Consider the following 20,688-nt stretch of genomic DNA (forward strand, 5'->3'; position numbering starts at 1 on the left):
CGTCTTCGCGTTGAGAAGAGGGAGCTCATGTCGAGTCGCAAGCGCGTTCCCTGGGCAGCGCTGCACGGGTAGTCCCCGGATTCTGTCCCTGCCCGCACTACATCGTCGGTCACCCCTGCTGTGTCTGATCGAGCATCGTGAGGTAGGTATCGAGCTGCGCCGCGCCGGCGAGAAGGTTGCGGCTGCGTGTGGTCAGCCGGTCCTGCCAGGAGTCGAGGAAGACGGTCAACGCGTCTGCCCCGCCCGCGTTGCGCAGGGAATCGATGAACTGGGCGACCTGATGCAGCAGATAGCCGCCCTGGCGCAGTTGCCGTGCGATCTCGGCGTCGCGTACGCAGTCCGGTCCGTATTCGCGATAACCCGTTGCTCGGTCGCGTTCGGGGTGCAGGATGCCCTGGGTCTCCCAGGTGCGCAGGGTGGCGGGGTCCACGCCGAGTCGGCGCGCGAGTTCGCCCACGGTCAGCGGTCGACCGGTGACCTGGGGCGGTGTCGAAGTGGACAGGCTGCCGAGGGCCGTTGCGACCTCGGTGCGGGTCTCACGTTCGGCAAGCAGCGCGACGTGTGCGGCGTCGATGAACCGGTACGCGGACTCGGTGTCGCCGCAGTTGGTCGCGCGCATGATCTCCATTGCCCGCTGGTGCCCGTGGCCACCGCGCAACGCGAGGAAGGCACGTAGCGCCTGTGCGTGCAGAGATGTGTAGCGCCGGAAGCCGGTCTCGCTGCGCTCGGTCGGCGGAAGGATGCCCGCGTCGTCGTAGTTGCGGATCGCCTGTGCGGACAACCCGTGTTCCCTGGCAAGGTCGATGGGCCGCAGCTTGCACCTCCGATTGAGGCTTTCATCTCTGAATCTCAGGTAAAAGTTGCAGAAGTTTCACTCGAATCTTCAACGATACTGTCGACGGTAGCTCACTCTGGAAGGGGTATTCATGTCTACCGCGACAGCACTGCGTGGCATCGGCCGCCAACTCGACAACCCGGCGAGCCTGGGCCGTGCCCTCGACGAACTGTTCGCCACGCGGACCGAGCCGCCGACCCTGCTCGCCCTCGGCGAACCGACACACGGGATCGAGGCATTCCCGCTGCTGCGCAACGAACTCCTCGGTCACCTCGTCGAACGGGATTACCGGTCGATCGCGTTGGAGACCGATGCCTTCGCCGCATCCCTTGTCGACGACTACGTGGCCGGGGCGCCGGCGGAGATCGACACGGTGCTCGCGACCGGGTTCAGCCACGGGTTCGGCGCCGTGCCTGGCAACCGCGAACTCGTCGAATGGCTCCGTGCGCACAATGCCGGTCGCGCACCGCGGGATCGGGTCCGCTTCTACGGCTTCGACGCGCCGACGGAGTACGCCGGTGCGCCGAGCCCGCGACGCGCACTGTCCTCGGTCATCGACTACCTGCCCGTGGCGCTGCGGCCCGAATCAGTCCGCGACCTCGATGCCCTGCTCGGCGAGGACACGGACTGGACGAACGAGGCGGCCATGTTCGACCCGGCAGCGTCCATCGGCAACTCCGACCGCGCTCGCGCCCTGCGCAGCGTCGCCGACGATCTGGCCAGCGCGTTGCGCCGCGCGGCACCCGGCCTGCGCCCCGCCGACCCGACCGGCTACGACCACGCCGTCGCGCACGCGAGCACCGCCCTGGGCCTGCTGCGCTATCACGCGGCCATCGCCAGTTCCGCGCCTGATCGCATTGCGACCCTGCTCAGCCTGCGTGCCGAAATGATGGCCGAGAACCTGCTCGCGATCATTGCCACGGAGCACCGGCGCGGGCCGACCCTGGTCTTCGCACACAACGCACTCCTGCAACGCATGCAGTGCTCGATACCGACCGTGGCAGACGAGGCGAACTGGGGCAGCGCCGGCGCTCTCGTCGGGCTCACCCTCGGTGAGCGCTACATGTTCCTGGCAACAGACGCCAGCCTCGACAGCGATCCGGGCACTCTCCAGAGCGTCCTGGCCGAGGCGACCACCCGACGCGCCCTGTTCGCCACACCGGCCCTGCGCTCCGCGCTTCCCCCGTCGACCAGCGCGGGCAAACCGATCGTGCGCGGCCACATCCCGCTCACCCCTGCCGACTTGCACGGCGCCGACGCGGTCATCTTCATTGCCGACACCGACGGAAAACAGCATCAGTATTGGTAGCCCCACTCGATAGCTCGCGGTCCTACGCGTTAGAGGTAGATCTATGCGAACATATGTTCGTGTCCGAGTCTGTCCGCCCAGCGATTGCGCCGCGTTCGCGCAGGCCGCGGATCGAGGCACGGGCCGAGGCGTCGATCTTGCATGCGGATCTCGACTCGTTCTACGCCTCGGTGGAACAGCGCGATAACCCTCGGTTGCGGGGGCGGCCGGTGATTGTGGGTGGCGGGGTGGTGCTGGCGGCCAGTTATGAGGCGAAGGCGTTCGGGGTGCGCACGCCTATGAATGGTGTTGCGGCACTGCGGCTTTGCCCGCATGCGATAGTGGTGCCGCCGCGTATGTCGGCCTATGCCGAGGCGAGCAAGGCCGTCTTCGAGATCTTCCACGACACGACACCGGTGGTCGAGGGCATTTCGATCGATGAGGCGTTTCTCGATGTGGGTGGACTGCGGCGGATCGCCGGCGAACCCGTCGAGATCGGGCGGCGGTTGCGCGATGCGGTGTGCGAGCAGGTTGGGCTGCCGATTTCGGTCGGGATCGCGCGAACGAAATTCCTGGCCAAAGTGGCCAGCGCGGTCGCCAAGCCCGACGGATTGCGCCTGGTGCCACCGGAACTCGAACTCGATTTCCTGCATCCGCTGCCGGTCGAACGACTATGGGGCGTTGGCGAAGTCACCTCCCGCACCCTGCACGAACACGGCATCACCCGCATCGGTCAACTCGCCGAACTCGGCGAATCACCGTTGCGCGCGATCCTCGGCCCCGCCGCGGCACAGCACCTGTACGCCCTGTCCTTGGCTCGCGACCCGCGGCGCGTCGAAACCGGTGTCCGCCGCCGCTCCATCGGCGCGCAACGCGCACTCGGTCGTCGGTACCGGCCACCCGACGAGATCGAGGCCTACCTACACAGCCTCACCGACCGGCTCGGCTGTCGGTTGCGCGCGGCCGAGCGGGTGACCCGAACTGTGGTGTTGCGCATGCGTTTCGACGATTTCTCTCGAGCCACCCGCTCGCACACCCTGGCCGAGGCCACCGATCACACCGAAACCATCCTGTACGCCGCACGCACCTTGCTCAGTGGCGCGATGCCCACGATTCAGGAGCGTGGCCTCACCCTCATCGGGCTGGCACTGACCAATCTCGACAACGCTGACGCCGTCCAATTGACCCTGCCGTTGGAATCTCGCGCCACCAACACCCTTGATGCCACCCTCGACGACCTGCGCCGCCGCTTCGGCTCATCCGCCGTCACCCGCGCCGCTCTCATCGGCCGCGGCGAAGGCATCTCGGTCCCGTTGCTGCCGGACTGATGCGCTCAACGCGGTGTGTATCCTCCATGCAGGCCGATTCGGCGGGGGGACCATCGATCTTTCGGAAACCACGGATGAGCAGGCCATCGCTATTGCCGTGCGCCCGAGGAGATTTCCGATGCCATACGCACTGTTGGGCCTGATCACGTTGGCCCTGTGGGTCTACTGCCTGGTCGACATCGTTACTTGCCCCGATGCCGGGATCCGGAATCTGCCGAAGATGGCATGGCTCATCGTCGTCATCCTGGTGCCGACCGTTGGCGCACTGCTGTGGCTGTTCGCGGGGCGCCCGCTGCACGAGGGCGCCCCGCGTTCCCTCACCCGCTACGGCGAATACGACCGGCCCGGCCGCTACGTACCGCAGAATCCGGACGATGACGAAGCCTTCCTACGCGGCCTGCAGGAACGCGCCGAATCCCAGCGCCGCGAGGCCCGCCGCCAAGAGGAAGAACGCCAACGCGATCAGGACCGCCGCCGCGAACAGGGCGACCTGTAAGCGTCGCCCACCCCGCCGGCTGCCACCCGCAGGCAACGGCTTTCGATTACCTTATCCGCACACGCATTCCGCGCCGCCGACCGATGACAGCGCGACGCGCACTGAGCAATCTGAGCCAACGTGCCACGCCGCACCCCCGCCCCGACGTACCATCCCTGCGTGGCCGACGCGATTCGAACCACCCCACTGCGGGTCCTGGTCTACAGCAACGACGCCGATACCCGGGGCCAAGTCATGCTGGCATTGGGCAGACACCCGCACCCCGAGCTGCCCGCCTTCGACTACCTCGAGGTGGCGACCGCACCCGTGGTCATCGAGCAGATGGACGCGGGCGGTATCGACCTGGCCATCCTGGACGGCGAATCCGCCCCAGCGGGCGGGCTCGGCATCGCTAAACAGCTCAAGGACGAGATCGCCCAGTGCCCACCGGTTCTGGTGCTGACCGGTCGCCCCGATGATGCCTGGCTCGCGAACTGGTCGCGCGCGGAGGCTGCCGTATCCCATCCGATCGATCCGATCCGGCTCACCGAGGCCGTCGTCGCGCTGCTGCGCCACTACACCGCGGCCTGACCGAATCTGCCCCGAGCGCCACATCGTGCCCGCGGCCTCCGAGGACGCGGGCACTCTGATGTCACGTGACGGTGCAATCACTTAGCGATCCGGCGGGTCGGATTACCCCCGATTCAGTCATAAATAGCAGTCCCGTTTTCGATCAAAGACCCAATCGAATAAATGGTCGACCCGCCGTGTCAGTTGTAGGCTGTGCCGTAGCTCACATGAGCGCGAGCCTCGATATGACAGACCCGCGTGGTGCGAGCAGGCCATGAGGCGAGTCTGACCGAGGCGGACAACGACGTCAGCCCGCCTCGGAAGCTGCCGTCATGATTCCGACGCCGACCATCACACTCCCGGCGCAGTCGGGGGACATGACGCCCAACCGCCAGCTACAGCTCGCAAGGAGGGGAAGTGCAGTCGTGAATATCGAGATGCCCACTCTGGTCCTCGGCGCGGTCGCCGCCGCGTTCGCGGTGTTCTCCGTCATCCTCTCGGCCCTTGTCGGTCCCAAGCGCTACAACCGGGCCAAACAGGAGGCCTACGAGTGCGGCATCGAACCGACTCCGCACGCCGTCGCGGGCGGGCCGGGAAATGTTACCGGACAACGCTTTCCGGTGAAGTACTACCTCACCGCGATGCTGTTCATCATCTTCGATATCGAGATCGTGTTCCTCTACCCGTGGGCTGTCCACTTCGATGCGCTCGGTCTCTTTGGTCTCGCCGCGATGGCGCTGTTCATCTTCAACGTCTCGGTGGCCTACGCCTACGAATGGCGCCGCGGCGGTCTCAGCTGGGACTGATCGCCCATACGCATTGGCCCACAAGGCATTTCGCCACGTCGGGTCGCACGCACAGTGGAAGTGAGAGTTAGTCGAACATGGGTCTCGAGGAAAAACTGCCCAGCGGCTTTCTGCTGAGCACGGTCGAAGATTTCGCCGGATATCTGCGCAAAGGCTCGCTCTGGCCGGCCACCTTCGGGCTGGCCTGCTGCGCCATCGAGATGATGGCCACCGGCGCGGGACGTTTCGATATCGCCCGCTTCGGTATGGAGGCGTTCCGCGCCTCACCGCGGCAGGCCGATCTGATGATCGTCGCGGGCCGGGTCAGCCAGAAGATGGCACCAGTACTGCGTCAGGTCTACGACCAGATGACCGAACCGAAATGGGTGCTGGCCATGGGCGTTTGCGCGTCCTCGGGCGGCATGTTCAACAACTACGCCATCGTGCAGGGCGTGGACCATGTGGTGCCGGTCGACATCTACCTGCCCGGCTGCCCGCCGCGCCCGGAGATGCTGCTGAACGCGATCCTGACGCTGCACGCGAAGATCCAGCAGATGCCACTCGGCGTCAACCGCGAGGAGGCCATCCGTGCCGCCGAAGCGGCGGCACTGGCGTCCACGCCGACCATCCGGATGGAGGGTCTGCTGCGATGACCTTCGACTCCCCCGACAACACCGAAACCCGCACGCCGCCGGAGTTCGTCGACGCCGCGGCCACTGCAGGACCGGAAGGCACACCGCCGGAAGCGGATTCAGCATCGGCCGAGGTGATCGGCGTGCGGCGCGGCATGTTCGGTGTCACCGGCACCGGCGACACCTCCGGCTACGGCCGCCTGGTTCGGCCGGTGACACTGCCCGGCAGCACCCCCGCGCCGTACGGCAGCTATTTCGACGAGGTCGTCACCGCACTGCACGGCACGCTCGGCGCGGTCGGCACCAGCTGGGAGACCGCCATCGAGAAAGTGATCGTCTTCCGCGGCGAACTCACCCTGCACGTGCGACGCGAACATCTGGTGACCGTCGCCGCGGCGTTACGCGACTCCGCCGCACTGCGTTTCGAGCTCTGCCTCGGCGTCAACGGCGTGCACTATCCGGACGACGCGGGCCGCGAATTGCACGCGGTCTATCACCTCATGTCCATCACCCACAATCGACGCCTGCGCATCGAGGTATCCGCACCGGATGCCGACCCGCATATCCCGTCGCTGTTCGGTGTGTATCCGACCACCGACTGGCACGAGCGGGAAACCTACGACTTCTTCGGCATCCTCTTCGATGGCCACCCCTCGCTGACGCGCATCACCATGCCCGACGACTGGCGTGGCCACCCCCAGCGCAAGGACTACCCGCTCGGCGGGATCCCGGTCGAGTACAAGGGCGCGCGCATTCCGCCGCCCGACGAGCGGAGGGCGTACAAGTAATGAGCGACATCGACACCCGACCCGGCGTCCACAACGACACCGGGCCCGAACCCGCTGTGGTCACGGTGGCGGGCCAGGACTGGGATACGGTCACCGAAACCCTCGACGGCGCGGGTGAGGAACGCATCGTCGTCAACATGGGTCCGCAGCATCCGTCCACGCACGGCGTACTGCGGCTCATCCTGGAAATCGAGGGCGAGACGGTCACCGAGGCCCGCTGCGGCATCGGCTATCTACACACTGGTATCGAGAAGAATCTCGAATTCCGGAATTGGGCGCAGGGCACCACCTTCGTGACCCGGATGGACTATCTGTCCCCGTTCTTCAACGAGACGGCGTACTGCCTCGGCGTCGAACGGCTGCTCGATATCGAAGAGCAGATCCCCGAGCGCGCCACCATCGTTCGCGTCATGCTCATGGAGCTCAATCGGATCTCCTCACATCTGGTCGCGCTGGCGACCGGTGGGATGGAGCTCGGCGCGCTCACCCCGATGCTGTTCGGTTTCCGGGAACGCGAACTTATTCTGGATGTCTTCGAGACCATCACCGGCCTGCGCATGAATCACGCCTACGTCCGGCCCGGCGGCCTCGCCCAGGATCTGCCCGACGACGGTGTCACCAAGGTCCGCGAGCTGCTGCAGCTCTTGCCCAAGCGGCTGCGCGATATGGATCATCTGCTCACCCAGAATCCGATCTGGAAGGCACGCACCAAGAACATCGGCTACCTGGACCTCACCGGCTGCATGGCGCTCGGCATCACCGGACCGGTCCTGCGCTCGACCGGTCTGCCGCACGATCTGCGCAAGACCGCGCCGTATTGCGGCTACGAGAACTACGAATTCGACGTTCCGACCACCACCGGCTGCGATTGCTACGGCCGCTACTGGATTCGGGTCGCGGAGATGAGGGAATCGCTCGAGATCGTCGAGCAGTGTCTGGACAAATTGCGGCCGGGTCCGGTGATGGTGGATGACAAGAAGCTCGCCTGGCCCGCGGATCTGCAGCTGGGTCCAGACGGACTCGGCAACTCCCCCAAGCACATCGGCCGCATCATGGGCACATCCATGGAGGGGCTCATCCATCACTTCAAACTCGTCACCGAGGGCATCCGGGTCCCGGCGGGACAGGTGTATGTGGCGGTGGAATCGCCACGCGGCGAACTGGGTGTGCATATGGTCAGCGACGGCGGCACCCGCCCATATCGGGTGCACTATCGCGACCCCTCGTTCACGAATCTGCAAGCGGTGGCGGCGATGTGCGAGGGCGGCATGGTCGCCGACGTCATCGCATCCGTCGCCAGCATCGACCCGGTGATGGGCGGAGTTGACCGATGACCGAGATCCTGTTGAAGCTGTCCACCCGGCCGGAGCCGTTCGCGCGGTATGTGCGCGAACGACTCGAGATCAATGCCAAGGAGATCATCGCCCGGTATCCGGAGCCGCGCTCGGCGTTGCTGCCGCTGTTGCACCTCGTGCAGGCCGAGGAGGGCTGCGTCACCGGCACCGGCATCGAATTCTGTGCCGACCAGCTGGACTTGACCGGCGCAGAGGTCACCGCGGTGGCGACCTTCTACTCGATGTACCGGCGCACCCCCACCGGCGACTATCACGTCGGTGTCTGCACCAACACGCTCTGCGCGGTGATGGGTGGCGATGCCATTCTCGAGACCCTACAGCGCCGACTCGGCATCGGGCACGGCGAGACCACACCGGACGGGTCGATCACCCTCGAGCACATCGAATGCAATGCGGCCTGCGATTTCGCGCCGGTGGTGATGGTCAACTGGGAGTTCTTCGATAATCAGACCCCGGAATCGGCTGCCGCACTGGTGGATTCGCTGCGCCGCGGCGAGCAGGTGACACCGACACGCGGCGCACCGCTGTGCACGTTCAAGCAGACCGCGCGCATCCTCGCCGGATTCCCCGACGAACGCCCCGGGGTGCTCGACGGTGCGGCGGGCGAGGCGACACTTGCCGGTCTGCGGGTTGCACAGGAACAGAATATGCAAGCGCAGGAACCGAAGCCGGGCGAGGCATGATGAGACTGACTCCCGTACTCACCCGGCATTGGGACGACCCGCGGTCGTGGACCATCGAGCACTACCGCAGCCACGACGGCTATCAGGCGTTGCGCAAGGCATTGCGCATGGAGCCCGATCAGGTCATCCAGACCATCAAGGACGCGGGTCTGCGCGGTCGTGGCGGCGCGGGCTTCCCGACCGGTATGAAATGGAGCTTCATCCCGCAAGGGCCCGGACCCGATGGCGTCACCAAACCGCACTATCTCGTGGTCAATGCCGACGAGTCGGAACCCGGTACCTGCAAGGACATTCCGCTCATGCTGGCCACCCCGCACACCCTCATCGAGGGCGTCATCATCGCGGCGTATGCGATTCGGGCGGCACACGCGTTCATCTATGTGCGCGGCGAGGTCGTGCCGGTGCTGCGGCGGCTGCAGGCCGCGGTCACGCAGGCATATGCGGCCGGATTCCTCGGAAAGAACATTCTAGGCTCCGGCTACGACTTGGAACTCATCGTGCACGCCGGTGCCGGTGCATACATCTGCGGTGAGGAAACCGCGCTACTGGATTCGCTGGAAGGTCGGCGCGGCCAGCCTCGACTGCGGCCGCCATTCCCGGCCGTGGCGGGTCTGTATGCCTGCCCGACGGTGGTCAACAATGTGGAATCCATTGCGAGCGTGCCGCCGATCATCCTGAACGGCACGGCCTGGTTCCGCTCCATGGGCAGTGAGAAATCCCCGGGTTTCACGCTGTACTCGCTGTCGGGGCACGTCGCGCGGCCCGGACAATACGAAGCGCCACTGGGCATTACGTTGCGCGAACTGCTCGGCTACGCCGGTGGCGTGCGGGTCGGACACCAGGTGAAGTTCTGGACGCCCGGCGGTTCGTCGACGCCGTTGTTCACCGAGCGACATCTCGACGTGCCACTGGACTACGAGGGCGTCGCCGGTGCCGGATCCATGTTGGGCACCAAGGCATTACAGATCTTCGACGACACCACCTGCGTGGTGCGCGCGGTGCTGCGCTGGACCGAATTCTACGCCCACGAATCCTGCGGTAAATGCACGCCCTGTCGTGAGGGCACCTATTGGCTCGTCCAGTTGCTGAAGCGGATCGAGGCTGGTCGGGGCACCGAATCGGATCTGGAGAAGCTCCTCGATATCAGCGACACCATCAACGGCAAATCTTTCTGCGCACTCGGCGACGGTGCGGCCAGCCCGATCATTTCCTCGCTGAAGTACTTCCGCCAGGAATACGTCGACCATCTGCGGCTCGACGGCTGCCCGTTCGATCCCGCGCGATCCACCGCCTGGGCCGAAGGAGTCCGATGACAGCCACTGTGAATTCCAAAGCCAGCGGAATCGCGCCCGCTGACCTGGTCACCGTCACCATCGATGACACCGAGGTCAGCGTTCCAGCGGGCACACTGCTGATCCGGGCCGCCGAACTCATCGGGATCCAGATCCCGCGCTTCTGCGACCACCCGCTGCTCGACCCGGTCGGCGCATGCCGCCAATGTCTGGTCGAGGTGGAGGGGCAGCGCAAGCCGGTCGCGTCGTGCACCATGGCCGTCGCCGACGGCATGATCGTGCGCACCCAGTTGACTTCGGCACCCACCGCCAAGGCCCAGGAAGGGGTGATGGAGCTACTGCTCATCAATCACCCACTCGACTGTCCGGTCTGCGATAAGGGCGGTGAATGCCCACTGCAGAACCAAGCGATGTCGAGCGGTCGGCCCGAAACCCGCTTCGACGGCGTGAAGCGCACCTACCCCAAGCCGATTCCGTTGTCCACGGCCGTATTGCTGGACCGGGAACGCTGCGTGCTGTGCGCCCGCTGCACCCGCTTCTCCCAGCAGATCGCCGGCGATCCGTTCATCGAACTCATGGATCGTGGTGCCCTCGAGCAGGTCGGCACCGCACAGGCCGAACCGTTCGACTCCTACTTCTCCGGCAATGCCGTGCAGATCTGCCCGGTGGGCGCGCTCACCGGCACCAGCTACCGGTTCCGGGCTCGCCCGTTCGATCTGGTCTCCAGCCGGAGCGTCTGCGAACACTGCGCGTCCGGCTGCGCACAGCGCACCGACCATCGGCGTGGAAAAGTGTTGCGCCGCTTGGCGGGTGACGATCCGCAGGTCAATGAGGAGTGGAACTGCGATAAGGGCCGGTGGGCGTTCACCTACGCCACCGAACGCGACCGGCTCACCACACCGCTGGTGCGCGGTTGGGACGGCAACCTTGCACCCGCATCCTGGTCCGAGGCATTGGCCGCCGCGGCCGAAGGTTTGGCATCGGCGTTCGGCAGTGCGGGCGTGCTGGTCGGTGGTCGCGTCACGGAGGAAGACGCCTACGCCTACGCCAAATTCGCTCGAGTTGCCCTTGGCACCAATGACATCGACTTCCGCGCTCGGGTGCACTCGGCCGAAGAGGCCGACTTCCTCGCCGCTCGTGTCGCCGGACAGGGTGTCACCGTCGACTACGAAGCACTCGAGAACGCGCCGGTCGTACTGCTCGTCGGGCTCGAGCCGGAAGAGGAGTCGCCGATTATCTACCTGCGGCTGCGCAAAGCGGCACGCAAGCGCGGTATGCCGATCTTCTCGCTCGCCGCTTACTCTTCGCGCGGGCTGGATCGGATGTCGGGCACACTGCTGCAAGCCATGCCAGGGGCCGAGCCTCACCTGCTCGATGCCTTGCGCACCGGCGAAATAGGTACGGACGCAGCCGCTTCGGCAACGGCCGCGCAGCTGGTGCGTCAGCCGGGTGCGGTAATGCTGGTCGGTGAGCGAATGGCTGGGATTCCGGGCGCGCTGTCCGCTGCGGTCCGGCTCGCCGACGAAACCGGTGCGGCCTTGGCCTGGGTGCCGCGGCGGGCGGGTGAACGCGGTGCCGTCGAGGCGGGCGCGCTGCCCGGCCTGCTCCCCGGTGGCCGACCGGTTGTGGATCCCCGGGCGCGCCAACAGGTTCGCACGATCTGGAATGTCGCGGACCTGCCAGTCACCGCGGGTCGCGACACGGCCTCCATCCTCGAGGCGGCGCCGACCTTGGGCGCACTGATCATCGGCGGTGTCGAAATCGCCGATCTCCCGGACCCCAAGGCGGCACTTCAGGCCATCGACGCCGCCCGCTTCGTGGTCAGCCTGGAGCTGCGGCACAGCGCGGTCACCGAACGCGCGGATGTCGTCTTCCCGGTGGCCTCGGCAATGCAGAAATCCGGGACCTTCCGCACCTGGGAGGGGCGGCCACGGCAATTCGAGGCGGCACTCGGTGATTCGGTGGTGCGCCGCGAACCCGCACCGCTGTCGGATCAGCGGGTGCTGCAGGCCATCGCGGGCGAGATGAAGGTGGCGCTCGGACTGCCCGATACCGAATCCGCGCGCGCCGAACTCGCCGAACTCGGTACCTGGGACGGTCCGTCCTTGCCCGCGCCCGCGCACCGGCCGCATCCAGTGACCAAGCCCATTCCCGGCACGGCCATCCTGTCCGGCTGGCGGATGCTGCTGGATCAGGGGCGTATGCAGGATGGCGAGCCGAATCTGGCGGGTGTCGCGCGGCCGCCGGTGGTGCGGCTCTCGCCCACCACCGCCGCCGAAATGGGTGCTGCCGATGACGATTCGATCATCGTCGCCACCGATCGCGGCACCGTCACGCTGCCGCTGCTGATTACCGATCTGCCTGATCGGGTGGCGTGGCTGCCGCTGAACTCGCCAGGCTGCACGGTCAACGAACAGCTCGCCACCCAGCCGGGCGGTGTGGTGCACCTGCACCGCGCCGACGAGAGGATGAAGGAACACCGCCATGAGTGATCTCTCTGTGTTCACTGCGGCGTCCGCTTGGCCCTCCGTGGTTACGCAAGCTGCCTCCTCCGGGCCTGACGCTATCGCCGGTTTCGGCCACGACCCGCTGTGGCTCGTCATCGGGAAATCCCTGGCGATCTTCGCCTTCCTGCTGCTCACGCCGATGATGGCGGTGTATCTGGAGCGCAAGATCGTGGCCTGGATGCAGATGCGCGTCGGCCCGAACCGGGTCGGCCCCAAGGGCACGCTGCAGGCCGTTGCCGACGGCGTGAAGATGGCACTGAAGGAAGATATCGTCCCGGCCATCGTCGACAAGCCGATTTTCATTCTGGCGCCGGTCATTTCGGTGGTGCCCGCATTCATGGCATTCGCGGTGATCCCGATCGGGCCGGAGGTGTCGATCCTCGGCCACCGGACCGCGCTGCAGCTCACCGATCTGCCGGTGGCGGTGCTCTACATCCTGGCCATCACCTCGATCGGCGTATACGGGATCGTGCTGGCGGGCTGGTCGTCCGGTTCGACCTATCCGCTGCTTGGCGGGTTGCGTTCGACCGCACAGGTGATCTCCTATGAGATCGCGATGGCGCTGTGCTTCGCGACGGTGTTCCTGCTCGGCGGCACCATGGCCACCTCCGGCATCGTCAAGGCGCAGGAGGGCACCTGGTATGTCTTCCTGCTGCTGCCGTCGTTCCTGATCTACTGCGTGTCGATGGTCGGTGAGACCAACCGTGCGCCATTCGACCTGCCCGAGGCCGAGGGCGAGCTGGTCGGCGGTTTCCACACCGAATACTCCTCGCTCAAATTCGCCATGTTCATGATGGCCGAATACATCAATATGGCGACGGTTTCCGCACTCGCCACCACGTTGTTCCTCGGCGGCTGGCGCGCACCATTCCCGATCAACCTGTGGGCCGGTGCGAATTCCGGCTGGTGGCCTGCGCTGTGGTTCATCGCCAAGATGTGGTCGTTCCTGTTCGTCTTCGTCTGGTTGCGTGGCACGCTGCCTCGCCTGCGCTACGACCAGTTCATGAATCTCGGCTGGAAGCTGCTGATTCCGACCGCACTGCTGTGGGTCATGCTGGTCGCCACCGCCCGCGTGCTGCAGAACGAGGGCTACCACATCCAGACGCCGCTGCTGGTGATCAGCGGAATCATCATTTCCGGACTGATGGTGTCGATGTTCTTGCGGGCCGGGCGTGCACCGGATACGCCGCCGACGGTAGAGAAACCCGCCCAGGAAGCGGGCACGGCGGTCTTCCTCGGCTTCCCGACGCCACCGCTGCCGGATCCATCGACGCGGCGGCCGGAACCCGAGCCGGGACGGCTGGAACCGTTGATGGGCTTCGCAGTCACCTTCATGACCATGTTCAAGAAGCCCAATACCGAGTCCTATCCGGAACAGAAGGTGCCGACCGCACCCCGCTATCACGGCCGCCACCAGCTCAATCGGCATCCGGATGGTCTGGAGAAATGCATCGGCTGCGAGCTGTGCGCATGGGCCTGCCCCGCGGACGCGATCTACGTCGAGGGCGCGGATAACACCGAGACCGAACGCTTTTCGCCCGGCGAACGCTACGGACAGGTCTACCAGATCAACTATCTGCGCTGTATCGGCTGTGGATTGTGCATCGAGGCATGCCCGACCAGGGCGCTCACCATGACCAACGAGTACGAGATGGCCGATGACAACCGCGCCGATCTGATCTACGAGAAGGACCGGCTGCTGGCTCCACTGCAGCCCGGTATGACCGCACCGCCGCACGCGATGTACCCCGGTGCGACGGAAGGCGATTACTACCGCGGCAATGTCCCGAGCGGTGAAGGCGGTTCGGATAACAGGGCGCCCGCCGCCGCGGGCGCGGAAGGAGGCGCGCGGTGACCGAATTGATCCTGGCCGCCGAGCCCTTGACCCACACCTCCACCGGCGAGGCCGTCCAATTCTGGATCCTCGGCCCGTTCGCCGTAATCAGCGCGCTCGGTATGGTTTTCGCGGGCAAGGCCGTGCATTCGGCGATCTGCCTGGCCGCCACCATGATCGTGCTCGCCACCTTCTATATGGCCCAGGACGCGCTGTTCCTCGGCGTCGTGCAGATCGTCGTCTACACCGGCGCGGTCATGATGCTGTTCCTGTTCGTGCTCATGCTCGTCGGCGTCGACTCCCCCGAGTCGCTCGGGGAAACGCTGCGCGGGCACCGGCTCGCGGCGGGCGCGGTCGGGCTCGGCTTCGGGCTGCTGCTGATCAGCGGTATCGCCAACGGCATCCGCAACTCCGGAATCACATATCCGGCAAAGGGATTCACATATCAAGACGTGATCGGCAAACTCGCCGAACTGATCTTCGTCCGATATGTGTGGGCCTTCGAACTCACCGGCGCACTGCTGATCACCGCCACCATCGGCGCGATGATCCTGGCGCACCGGGAGAATTTCGGACCGCGCCTGGATCAGCGAGAGCTCTCGCGCCGCAGGTTCCGCGGGGCCTACGACCCGGCCCGGCCTTCCGATCGCGCCACCCCGCTGCCGACGCCCGGCGTGTACGCCAGGCACAACGCGGTCGATATTCCGGCACGGCTGCCGGACGGATCCTTCGAGGAGCTGTCGATCAGCACCATCCTGCGGCACCGCCGCACCAGGGCGCTCACCGAGGCCGCGGTCATCTCGGTCGGCAAGACCCCGGCCTTCGCCACGGAGGTCGATGAGCCCGAAACCACCGCCCGCGAGGCAGACGAGGAAGGCAAGCGGTGAATCCTGAGAACTACCTGTTCCTGTCCGCCCTGCTGTTCACCATCGGCGCGGCCGGTGTGCTGCTGCGGCGCAACGCCATTGTGGTGTTCATGTGCATCGAGCTGATGCTCAATGCGGTCAACCTCGCCTTCGTCACCTTCGCCCGGCTGCATTCGAATCTCGACGGTCAGGTGTTCGCGTTCTTCACCATGGTGGTGGCCGCGGCCGAAGTCGTCGTCGGACTCGCCATCATCATGACCATCTTCCGCACCCGCCGTTCGACCTCGGTCGACGACGCCAACCTGCTGAAGTTCTGACGTGGATACCGCAACGCTCTGGGTGCTGCCCGCGCTGCCGCTGGCCGGTGCCGCCATTCTGCTGCTGGTCGGACGCTACAGCGATAAGTGGGGGCATCTACTCGGCTGCACCACCGCGCTGGCCTCGTTCGGCTTCGCTGTCGTCGCGTTCTTCGACATGCTCGACCGGGCCGATGCCGCCCGCGCGATCCACAACGATTTGTTCAGCTGGGTACCGGTCGACGGGTTGCAGGTGGATTTCAGCCTCCAACTGGACCAGCTGTCGGTGTGTTTCGCACTGCTGATCACCGGCGTCGGATCGCTGATCCACATCTATTCCGTCGGCTACATGAACCACGATCCGGGACGGCGGCGGTTCTTCGCCTACCTGAATCTGTTCCTGGCGGCCATGCTGCTGCTGGTGCTGGCGGACAACTACCTGGTGCTGTATCTGGGCTGGGAGGGCGTCGGTCTGGCCTCCTATCTGCTGATCGGTTTCTGGTACCACAAGCCGACCGCGGCGACCGCGGCCAAGAAGGCGTTCGTCGTCAACCGGGTCGGTGATATGGGGCTGGCGATCGCCATGTTCACCATGTTCGCGATATTCGGTTCGCTCGACTTCGGCGCGGTGTTCGCGACCGCGCCGAAGTCGAGCGAGGGCACACTCACCGCGATCGGGCTGTTGCTGCTGCTGGCCGCATGCGGTAAGTCCGCACAGGTGCCACTGCAGTCCTGGCTCGGCGACGCGATGGAGGGGCCGACACCGGTCTCCGCACTCATCCACGCCGCCACCATGGTGACGGCGGGCGTGTATCTGATCGCGCGCTCCGGGCCGATCTTCGATCTCGCGCCCAATGCACGGCTCGGTGTGGTGCTGGTGGGCGCGGTGACACTGCTGTTCGGTGCGATCGTCGGTTGCGCGAAGGACGACATCAAGAAGGCACTGGCGGCGTCGACCATGAGCCAGATCGGTTATATGGTGCTGGCCGCGGGCCTCGGCCCGGCCGGATACGCGATCGCCATCATGCATCTGCTCACCCACGGCTTCTTTAAGGCCGGGCTGTTCCTCGGTGCCGGATCGGTCATGCACGCGATGGACGACGAGACCGATATGCGCCGCTATGGCGGACTGCGCAAACTGCTGCCGGTCACCTACGTCACCTTCGGGCTCGGCTACCTGGCAATCATCGGGGTGCCACCGTTCGCCGGATTCTTCTCCAAGGATCGGATCATCGAGGCGGCGTTCAACCAAGGCGGCGCAAGCGGTTTGGCATTGGGTGCGGTGACGCTGCTGGGTGCCGGGCTGACCGCGTTCTACATGACGCGCGTAATGATCATGACGTTCTTCGGCGAGCGGCGCTGGCAACCGGATACCGATCCGCACGAGGCACCGGCGGTGATGACTGGGCCGATGATTCTGCTCGCGATCGGATCGGTGGCCGCGGGTGGGCTGTTCGTCCTCGGGTCATCACTGCAGAACTGGCTCGAACCCGTTGTCGGGGCCCATCACGGCGAGGAGGTCGTGCCCGCGGGCGTGGTGACCGCCCTGGCACTGCTGGTGGTCGCCGTCGGAATCGGCGTCGCCTACAACCAGTTCGCGCAGCACGAGGTGCCCGAGACCGCACCGGAAGCGGTGTCGGCGCTGACCATCGGGGCCCGCAAGGATCTCTACGGCGACACGTTCAACGAGGGCGTGTTCATGCGCCCTGGTGCGTATCTGACCCGGTTCCTTGTCTTCCTCGACAACCGCGGCATCGACGGCATCGTCAACGGTACCGCCGCACTGATCGGCGGACTGTCCGCGCGAATCCGGAAGGTGCAGTCCGGCTTCGTACGGTCGTATGCCCTGTCCATGTTCACCGGCGCGGCCCTGGTGGCCGCAGCCCTGCTGGCAGTGAGGCTTTGGTGAGTGACTTTCCCTGGTTGACCACGCTGTGGTTATTGCCGGTCGTCGGCGCGGTCGTGGTGCTGCTGTTGCCTGCGTCGCGGCGCACCCTCGCGCGCGGGCTGGCATTCGGTGTCGCATCGGCGGTGCTGGTGCTCGGCATCGTCTTGGGCGTGCGCTTCGAACCTGGTGGGGCGCAGTATCAGTTCGTTGAATCGCACGAGTGGATTCCGGCCTTCGGCGCGGGCTACACGCTGGGGTTGGACGGGATCGCGCTGGTGCTGGTGCTGCTCACCGCGGCGCTGGTGCCGCTGCTGATCCTGGCCGGTTGGAACGATGAGCGCGAGGTCGGCAGCGGGCGTCGAGTGTCGCATACCTATGTCGCGTTGACGCTGCTCGTCGAGGCCATGGTGCTGATTTCCTTTGTCTCGCTGGACATTCTGCTGTTCTACGTGTTCTTCGAGGCAATGTTGATCCCGATGTACTTCCTCATCGGTGGCTTCGGACCGCGCAGCGCCGATCTCGCACATCGCCAGCAGCGCTCTCGGGCGGCGGTGAAATTCCTGCTGTACAACTTGTTCGGCGGTCTGATCATGCTGGCCGCGGTGGTCGGATTGTATGTGCTCACCGCGCGGCAGGGGCTCGGATCCGGATCGTCGGGCACCTTCGATTTCCGCACCGTCGTGGCCGCGGCCAATGCCGGACAGCTCGGTGCCGGTCCGGCTGTGCTGAACGCGCTGTTCCTCGGGTTCATGTTCGCCTTCGCGGTGAAGGCGCCGCTGTGGCCGCTGCACACCTGGCTGCCGGATGCGGCGGTGGCGGCCACACCATCGAGTGCGGTGTTGATGATGGCGGTGGTCGACAAGGTCGGCACCTTCGGTATGTTGCGGTACTGCGTGCTGCTGTTCCCGGATGCCTCGGGAACCTACGCGCCCCTGGTGATTACGCTCGCGGTGATCGGCATCATCTACGGCGCGCTGCTGGCTGTCGGACAGACCGATGTGATGCGACTGATCGCCTACACCTCGATCTCGCACTTCGGATTCATCATTCTGGGCATCTTCGCGATGACCAGTCAGGGGCAGACCGGGGCCACGTTGTACATGGTCAACCACGGCATCTCGACCGCGGCGCTGTTCCTGATCGCGGGTTTCCTGGTATCGCGCAGGGGAACTCGGGCCATCGCCGCCTACGGCGGGGTGCAGAAGGTGGCGCCGGTACTGGCGGGCACCTTCCTCATCGCCGGTCTTGCCACCCTGTCGCTGCCCGGTCTCGCTCCGTTCATCAGCGAATTTCTGGTGCTGCTCGGCACATTCACCCGCTATGGATTCGCGGCGGTGATCGCGACCGGAGCGCTGGTGCTGGCCGCGCTGTATGTGCTGTGGATGTACCAGCGGATGATGACCGGGCCGGTCAAGGAAGGCAACGAACGGCTCTATGATCTAGTGCCGCGCGAGTTGGCGGTGGTGGTGCCGTTGATCGCGGCGCTGCTATTCCTCGGTGCCTATCCGAAACCGGTGCTGGACTTCATCAATCCTGCGGTGGGTCAGACGCTGAGCACCATCGGCGTCCATGATCCGGCGCCGAAGACGCCCGCGATCCCCGCAGCGGGGGCCGATCACGGAGGTGCCCACAAATGAGCAGTCTGCTCGCGGCAAGTGTGCCCGCGCCCAGCATCGAATACGCCAAGTTATCGCCGATGCTGATCGTCTTCGGGGTGGCGGTGGTCGAGGTGCTCGTCGAGGCGTTCGCGCCGCGCCGCCATCGGTATGCGATCCAGTTGCCGCTCGGGCTGGCCGGGTTGGTCGCGGCGCTGGTTGCGGTGGTGCGGTTGTCCGGGACCGAGGCGACCGCGATGGTCGGTGCGGTGGCGATCGACGGTGTGACGCTGTTCCTGCAGGGCACGATTCTGGTGGTGTCCATTCTGGCCCTGCTGTTCATGGCGGAGCGCGGTGCGGAGCCGCGGCCGCAGGCGCGCTCCGGTCCCGGGACGTGGAGTGTGGCCGCGGCCGCCGTCGGCGGTGGTGTGGACGCGTTCACCCCGCAGGCCTCCGCGGTGCCCGGCAGTGCCGGTGAAATGGCCGCTGTGCGTGCGGGTGTCGCGACCACCGAGGTGTTCCCGCTGGCCATGCTCGCGATCGGTGGGTTGTTGCTGTTTCCGGCGGCGAATGATCTGCTGACGATGTTCGTGGCGTTGGAGGTGTTGTCGCTGCCGCTGTACCTGCTGTGCGGGCTGGCGCGGCGCAAGCGGCTGCTGTCGCAGGAATCAGCGCTGAAATACTTTCTGCTCGGGGCGTTCTCGTCCGCTTTCTTCCTCTACGGTGTCGCGCTGCTGTACGGGCAGGCGGGAACGGTCAAGCTCGGTGGTATCGCCGATGCGATAGCCCAGCATCCACAGAACACCACCCTGGCGCTGTTGGGGGTGGCGATGCTGGCGGTGGGGCTGTTGTTCAAGATCGGCGCGGTACCGTTCCAATCCTGGGTGCCGGATGTGTACCAAGGCGCGCCGACCACGGTGACCGGATTCATGGCCGCGGCGACGAAAATCGCCGCGGTCGGCGCGCTGTTGCGGGTACTGCAGATCGCCGTGCCCGGTCTGCGCGACGACTGGCGTCCGGTACTCGCCGCCATTGCCATCGCGACCATGGTGATCGGTGCGGTCATGGCGATTACCCAAACCGACGTCAAGCGCATGCTCGCCTACTCCTCGGTCGCGCATGCCGGATTCATTCTGACCGGTCTGGCGTCGGCGAATAAGGCGGGTACGTCGGCGATCCTGTTCTATCTGTTGGCGTACGGCCTGGGCACGCTCGGCGCGTTCGCGGTCGTCAGCTTGGTCCGCGATACCGACGGCGACGAGGCCACCGCCATGTCCCAATGGGCCGGCCTCGGCCACCGCTCCCCTTGGCTGGCAACGGTTTTCGCCCTGTTCCTGCTCTCGTTCGCCGGCCTGCCCCTCACCGGTGGCTTCGTCGCCAAGTTCGCGGTCTTCCAAGCCGCCGCCTCCGGCGGTGCCAGCTATCTGGTGATCGTCGGTGTCATCTCCAGCGCCATCGCCGCCTTCTTCTACATCCGCGTTATTGTCCTGATGTTCTTCACCGACCCACCCACGGATGCCCCGACCGTCGCCGCGCCATTCCTCACCACGACAGTCGTCGCATTCACCGCGGGTGCCACCGTCCTGCTCGGCATCATCCCGCAAATGCTGCTCGACTTGTCCGACCGCGCATCGACTTTCGTCCGCTGAGCCCCGACCGCACCGCCGCACC

The 20,688-nt window shown here is 65.8% G+C and carries 18 protein-coding genes and 1 pseudogene; 18 read left to right on the forward strand and 1 reads right to left on the reverse strand.

Annotation, left to right across the window (positions count from 1 at the left end):
- Positions 1-109: 109 nt before the first annotated feature.
- On the reverse strand, positions 110-814 hold the full coding sequence (locus tag AB0L63_RS19625; protein ID WP_364502906.1) for a TioE family transcriptional regulator: 705 nt from the start codon (positions 812-814) through the stop codon (positions 110-112).
- A gap of 112 nt (positions 815-926) precedes the next feature.
- On the opposite strand from AB0L63_RS19625, the gene AB0L63_RS19630 reads away from it, so the two are divergent.
- The 18 genes and pseudogenes from AB0L63_RS19630 to nuoN all read left to right on the forward strand — a co-directional run bounded on the left by AB0L63_RS19630 (position 927) and on the right by nuoN (position 20,666).
- Positions 927-2,144 (forward strand): erythromycin esterase family protein, encoded by a 1,218-nt coding sequence (locus tag AB0L63_RS19630; RefSeq protein ID WP_364502550.1) that lies wholly within the window; start codon positions 927-929, stop codon positions 2,142-2,144.
- A 53-nt stretch (positions 2,145-2,197) separates the two neighbouring features.
- The gene (gene dinB, locus AB0L63_RS19635) at positions 2,198-3,451 is read left to right on the forward strand and encodes a DNA polymerase IV (RefSeq protein WP_364502553.1); all 1,254 of its coding nucleotides are present in this window, start codon (positions 2,198-2,200) and stop codon (positions 3,449-3,451) included.
- A gap of 118 nt (positions 3,452-3,569) precedes the next feature.
- Positions 3,570-3,947: a PLD nuclease N-terminal domain-containing protein gene (locus AB0L63_RS19640; RefSeq protein WP_364502556.1), complete on the forward strand. Its 378-nt coding sequence runs from the start codon at positions 3,570-3,572 to the stop codon at positions 3,945-3,947.
- Between the two features lie 234 nt (positions 3,948-4,181).
- A complete protein-coding gene (locus tag AB0L63_RS19645) occupies positions 4,182-4,517 on the forward strand; it encodes a hypothetical protein (protein WP_364502909.1) in 336 nt (111 codons plus the stop codon).
- Between the two features lie 404 nt (positions 4,518-4,921).
- Positions 4,922-5,302 carry an NADH-quinone oxidoreductase subunit A gene (locus AB0L63_RS19650; protein WP_062982121.1) on the forward strand — a complete coding sequence of 127 codons (381 nt, stop codon included), beginning with the start codon at positions 4,922-4,924 and terminating at the stop codon, positions 5,300-5,302.
- Positions 5,303-5,379: 77 nt separating this feature from the next.
- A complete protein-coding gene (locus tag AB0L63_RS19655; protein WP_040690435.1) occupies positions 5,380-5,934 on the forward strand; it encodes an NADH-quinone oxidoreductase subunit B in 555 nt (184 codons plus the stop codon).
- Positions 5,931-6,701 carry an NADH-quinone oxidoreductase subunit C gene (locus AB0L63_RS19660; protein WP_364502559.1) on the forward strand — a complete coding sequence of 257 codons (771 nt, stop codon included), beginning with the start codon at positions 5,931-5,933 and terminating at the stop codon, positions 6,699-6,701. The genes AB0L63_RS19655 and AB0L63_RS19660 overlap by 4 nt, the downstream gene beginning before the upstream one ends.
- Positions 6,701-8,035 (forward strand): NADH-quinone oxidoreductase subunit D, encoded by a 1,335-nt coding sequence (locus tag AB0L63_RS19665; RefSeq protein ID WP_364502562.1) that lies wholly within the window; start codon positions 6,701-6,703, stop codon positions 8,033-8,035. Before AB0L63_RS19660 ends, AB0L63_RS19665 begins: the two co-directional genes overlap by 1 nt.
- The gene (gene nuoE, locus AB0L63_RS19670; protein ID WP_364502565.1) at positions 8,032-8,739 is read left to right on the forward strand and encodes an NADH-quinone oxidoreductase subunit NuoE; all 708 of its coding nucleotides are present in this window, start codon (positions 8,032-8,034) and stop codon (positions 8,737-8,739) included. The genes AB0L63_RS19665 and nuoE overlap by 4 nt, the downstream gene beginning before the upstream one ends.
- Entirely contained in the window at positions 8,739-10,052 is a 1,314-nt protein-coding gene (gene nuoF / locus AB0L63_RS19675) for an NADH-quinone oxidoreductase subunit NuoF (protein ID WP_364502912.1), read from the forward strand. Before nuoE ends, nuoF begins: the two co-directional genes overlap by 1 nt.
- Complete coding sequence (locus tag AB0L63_RS19680; protein ID WP_364502568.1) at positions 10,049-12,523, forward strand: NADH-quinone oxidoreductase subunit G; 2,475 nt, start codon at positions 10,049-10,051, stop codon at positions 12,521-12,523. Before nuoF ends, AB0L63_RS19680 begins: the two co-directional genes overlap by 4 nt.
- A pseudogene (gene nuoH, locus AB0L63_RS19685) lies at positions 12,516-13,817 on the forward strand (NADH-quinone oxidoreductase subunit NuoH); the annotation flags it as partial. The gene AB0L63_RS19680 and the pseudogene nuoH, both read left to right, overlap by 8 nt.
- A gap of 30 nt (positions 13,818-13,847) precedes the next feature.
- On the forward strand, positions 13,848-14,393 hold the full coding sequence (gene nuoI / locus AB0L63_RS19690) for an NADH-quinone oxidoreductase subunit NuoI (protein WP_364502914.1): 546 nt from the start codon (positions 13,848-13,850) through the stop codon (positions 14,391-14,393).
- Positions 14,390-15,259, forward strand: a complete 870-nt coding sequence (locus AB0L63_RS19695; protein ID WP_364502570.1) for an NADH-quinone oxidoreductase subunit J — start codon at positions 14,390-14,392, stop codon at positions 15,257-15,259. The genes nuoI and AB0L63_RS19695 overlap by 4 nt, the downstream gene beginning before the upstream one ends.
- Positions 15,256-15,555, forward strand: a complete 300-nt coding sequence (gene nuoK, locus AB0L63_RS19700) for an NADH-quinone oxidoreductase subunit NuoK (protein ID WP_062982135.1) — start codon at positions 15,256-15,258, stop codon at positions 15,553-15,555. The genes AB0L63_RS19695 and nuoK overlap by 4 nt, the downstream gene beginning before the upstream one ends.
- A 1-nt stretch (position 15,556) precedes the next feature.
- The gene (gene nuoL / locus AB0L63_RS19705; RefSeq protein WP_364502573.1) at positions 15,557-17,443 is read left to right on the forward strand and encodes an NADH-quinone oxidoreductase subunit L; all 1,887 of its coding nucleotides are present in this window, start codon (positions 15,557-15,559) and stop codon (positions 17,441-17,443) included.
- Entirely contained in the window at positions 17,440-19,059 is a 1,620-nt protein-coding gene (locus tag AB0L63_RS19710) for an NADH-quinone oxidoreductase subunit M (protein ID WP_364502576.1), read from the forward strand. Before nuoL ends, AB0L63_RS19710 begins: the two co-directional genes overlap by 4 nt.
- Positions 19,056-20,666 (forward strand): NADH-quinone oxidoreductase subunit NuoN, encoded by a 1,611-nt coding sequence (nuoN, locus tag AB0L63_RS19715; protein WP_364502579.1) that lies wholly within the window; start codon positions 19,056-19,058, stop codon positions 20,664-20,666. Before AB0L63_RS19710 ends, nuoN begins: the two co-directional genes overlap by 4 nt.
- Positions 20,667-20,688 lie beyond the last annotated feature (22 nt).

Origin of the sequence: Nocardia sp. NPDC051990, from assembly GCF_040680755.1 — a bacterium.
Classification (GTDB): domain Bacteria; phylum Actinomycetota; class Actinomycetes; order Mycobacteriales; family Mycobacteriaceae; genus Nocardia.